The 4,497-nt window shown below is 52.5% G+C and carries 1 protein-coding gene; it reads left to right on the forward strand.

Annotated features, from left to right (window positions below):
- Positions 1-193: 193 nt before the first annotated feature.
- The coding region (locus QUA34_RS29730) for a DUF4347 domain-containing protein (protein WP_333391059.1) at positions 194-4,497 on the forward strand (4,304 nt) is incomplete at its 3' end.

Raw genomic sequence — 4,497 nt, forward strand, 5'->3', positions numbered from 1 at the left:
TTATATTTAACTCTGCTTGAATATATCGTGAGCTCCTGTTCTTAGTTTGCGATCGATTATTCAGCAAACCCTAAATAGAACTTGTTAAGTATGCGAAGTCGAGAAATTAGTAATTAGAGATTTCCATTAGCAATTAACAATAATATCTACCACTGAAGATTGACAATTAACAAATCAAGGAGCTATCTAACTCATGAAAAATTTATGGTGCAACTACTCTTCGCCAATTCACAAATTAAGTTGCGATCGTCGCGACACTGCCTGCATAAAAATTTCTTTGATTGGGGCGCCGTTAGTCGGTGATCGGGCTATCAATATTTCCTGTTTAACAAAAGCGAGTCGGGGCGTCAATACTCAACGTAAAAAACATTTAGTTTGCATCGATCCGAGGGTAGAGAATTATCAGCATCTTGCCAGCGGAGTCAAACCGGGGACAGAGATAATTGTCCTTGATCGAACTCTGGACGGAGTAGAACAAATTACTGATATTCTAGCTAAACGCAGCTCCATTGCCAGCCTTCAGATAGTTGCTCACGGCAATGAAGCTTCGGTGCAACTGGGGTCAACTTTACTGAAGGATAAAAAATTACCAAAGTACGCTCGGCATTTGCAACAGTGGCGCCATGCCTTCACGGAAAAAGCCGATATTTTATTATTAGCGTGTAAGGTTGGGGCTGGACAATCCGGGATTGCTTTCGTGCAGAAGCTCAGAGAATTAACAGGCGCAAATATAGCGGCTTCCAATAATCTAATTGGCAGTGCAAAATTAGGAGGAAACTGGCAATTAAATGTTACAGCAGGACGAGTAAAAACCCCAATAGCCTTTGAAACAAAAACCCAGGAAACTTACAGCGCTGTCCTCATTAGTTTAGTGGACGAAAGTTTTCAAGACGCACGTCTAATCGGGCCTTGGATCTCTGGGGTAACAGGCACGTCTGACGCTCCAGCTTTAACAGCAGGAACCGGAACGGAGAGTTTTCCGGGTTTGAACATAGACCCGGTTGGCAGCGGGGCGTTAAGATTAACTACAAGAACCTTTGACCAATCTACTTTTGTCATCTATAACAGTCAGGTTCCCGTCAATAGCGGTCTTAACATTGTCTTCGATATATTTGCCTACGACGGGACTGCACGTCCGAATTTAGCAGGGCGGACAGGGGACGGCATAAGTTTCTTTTTAATTGACGGTACTGTGACCCCAACAGTAGCTGGAGGCTATGGAGGGTCTCTCGGCTACGCCCAAAATACAGATACAAATCAGTCCGGTTTACGGGGAGGTTATTTAGGAATTGGATTGGATGAATTTGGAAATTTCTCAAGTGAAACTCAAGGGCGTGTAGGCGGAATTGGGGTGACTCGTAGAGCAGATTCGGTAACACTTCGAGGTAGCGAAGTTACGCAATATCGATTTTTAACTTCTACGTTTGTGCCGCAGGGAATAGATAATATTCCCGATACCGTAAATCCTCTGCCTCCAAACGGGCCGATCAACGCCATTACTAGCAATCGCGAAGCAGCCAGAAGAAGAGTTCAAATTATTTTGCAACCCCCCACTTCTGCAACGCCAAACCGTCTCACTGTTAACTTTGATCTCAACAATAATGGTTCGTTTGCAGATCCGGGTGAGACTCTTATCGACATTGCCAATTTAGAAGAGGAGATAAACGAGCCAATACCGGCAACATTCAAATTTGGTTTTGCTGGTTCAACGGGAGACGCAACAAATATTCACGACGTTCGCACTTTGTCTATCCAAACTATAGACGTGCCGCTTACTACAGCAGATGTTGCCTCAACGAAAACAGGCCCGGCTGCAGCGGCACCGGGTAGCCCCATTACTTACACAATTACGACAGTAAATAACGGCCCGAACGACGCCGAAAACGTGGTGATTGAAGATAGATTGCCCGACGGGGCAGTATTGAGTAGTGCCGAGGGCGGCGGCATTTTCAACCCGACAACGAGACTGGTTTCCTGGAGTATTCCGAATTTACCTGTTGGGGCCACGGCCACGCGCACCGTAACTGTTACAACCCCAACTACACTCGGCCCTATTACCAACAGTGTATTCAGCAGCAGCAGCACGATCGATCCCGTACCCGCTAACAACAGTGGCAGCAGCCCGGATGCGAGAGTCACGACCACTATTACAAACGATAGCGCTGATGTAGTGACGGTCAAAAGCGGGCCCGCTACGGCAGCAGCCGGATCGACTGTCACCTACACAATTACGGCAGCCAACAGTGGGCCGAGTGCGGCAACCAATGTGGTGATCACCGACACCATTGTTCCGGGTTTAACAGGAGTCAGCGTCTCGGAGGGCGGAACTTACAACCAAACTACAGGTATTGTGACTTGGCCGACGATCACATCCCTAGCCAGCGCAGCCAGCACCAACAGAACCGTCCGTTTTCCACTTCCCGCCACCGGCGGCCCCATCGCCAACACTGCTAGCAGCACCTCAACGAGCCCAGACCCCAATCCTGCCAACAACAACGGCAGCAGCCCGTCGGCAAGAGTCACCACCACGATCACCGATAGCGCCGATGTAGCTACGATCAAAACCGGGCCCGCTACGGCAGCAGCCGGATCGACTGTTACCTACACAATTACGGCAGCCAACAGTGGGCCGAGTGCGGCAACCAATGTGGTGATCACCGACACCATTGTTCCGGGTTTAACAGGAGTCAGCGTCTCGGAGGGCGGAACTTACAGCCAAACTACAGGTATTGTGACTTGGCCGACGATCACATCCCTAGCCAGCACAGCCAGCACCAACAGAACCGTCCGTTTTCCACTTCCCGCCACCGGCGGCCCCATCGCCAACACTGCTAGCAGCACCTCAACGAGCCCAGACCCCAATCCTGCCAACAACAACGGCAGCAGCCCGTCGGCAAGAGTCACTACCACGATCACCGATAGCGCCGATGTAGCTACGATCAAAACCGGGCCCTCTACTGTAGCCGCAGGCTCGACTGTCACCTACACAATTCTCACCGAAAACAGAGGGCCGAGTACCGCTACCAACATCACCGTTACAGACAGCATCGTTCCCGGTTTAACGGGCGTTACAGCATCCAACGGCGGTATTTACGACCCAGCCACAGGCATTGTCAGCTTTCCGCCCATTGCCAGCTTAGCTGACGGCGTGGCCGTCAGCCGGACTGTCAGATTCCCAGCCCCGGCGACCGGCACTGTCAGCAACACGGCAAGAAGTACCTCAACAACTAATGACCCAAATCCCGACAACAATAACGGCCGCGATCCCGGCGCAACTGTTAGCACCAGCATCGCCTCTGCCCCGACTCCGACTCCGACTCCCCCACCCACACCGACTCCGACTCCCGCCAACCTACGGCCGATAGCTAACAATGTCAACCTCGAAATCGCCCCCAGCAGCGCTGTGGCGATCGCAGGACTCGGAGGAAGCGACCCCGACGGCTCGATCGCATCCTTCACCATCAACACCGTCCCACCCGCAAATGAAGGGCTGATATTTTTAGGCAATCCCGATACTGGCGGCACGATTGTCACCGCCGGTCAAATTCTGACACCTGCTGACATTAACCAATTATTTTTCCAATCGACAGGCAACTTTACAAAAGCCAATTTCACCTACAGCGCTACAGACAACCAGGGCGCTACCAGCCGCGCCAGCGCTACTGTATCGGCGCTGCTGCCGGAGCCCAACCAACCGCCAGTAGCTAACAACGTCGACCTCGATATCGCCCCCAGCAGCACTGTCTTGATCGCAGGACTAGGCGGCACAGATCCAGACGGGTCGATCGCATCCTTCACCATCAACACCATCCCACCAGCAAATGAAGGGCTGATATTTTTAGGCGATCCCGATACTGGGGGCAGGATTATCCGCGCCGGTCAAATTCTGAGACCTGCTGACATTAACCAATTATTTTTCCAATCGACAGCCAACTTTACAACAGCAAATTTCACCTACACCGCTACAGACAACCAGGGCGCTACCAGCCCCGCCAGCGCTACTGTCTCTGCCATTCCCCTGAACGAACCAACACCGGCGCCAACACCCACACCACCAACACCGGCGCCAACACCCACACCACCAACACCGGCGCCAACACCCACACCACCAATACCGGCGCCGGAACCCACACCACCAACACCGGCGCCGGAACCCACACCACCAACACCGGCGCCAACACCCACACCACCAATACCGGCGCCAACACCCACACCACCAATACCGGCGCCAACACCCGCGCCGGAACCCACACCAACACCCGCGCCGGAACCCACACCAACACCCGCGCCGGAACCCACACCACCAACACCAGCGCCAACACCAGCCCCGGAACCAACTCCAACACCAACCCCTATATTCAACCCAGTACCCGAACCGGATACCAGTTGCGGTTGCGCCCCCCTGCAAGGGCCCCCTCTCATCACATTTATCCAACCCCAGCCAGAGCCCATACTCAACTTCGACTCCAACGCCGCCCAACTCATCGACATCCAAAA

Source organism: Microcoleus sp. POL10_C6, assembly GCF_036701585.1.
Lineage (GTDB): Bacteria > Cyanobacteriota > Cyanobacteriia > Cyanobacteriales > Microcoleaceae > Microcoleus.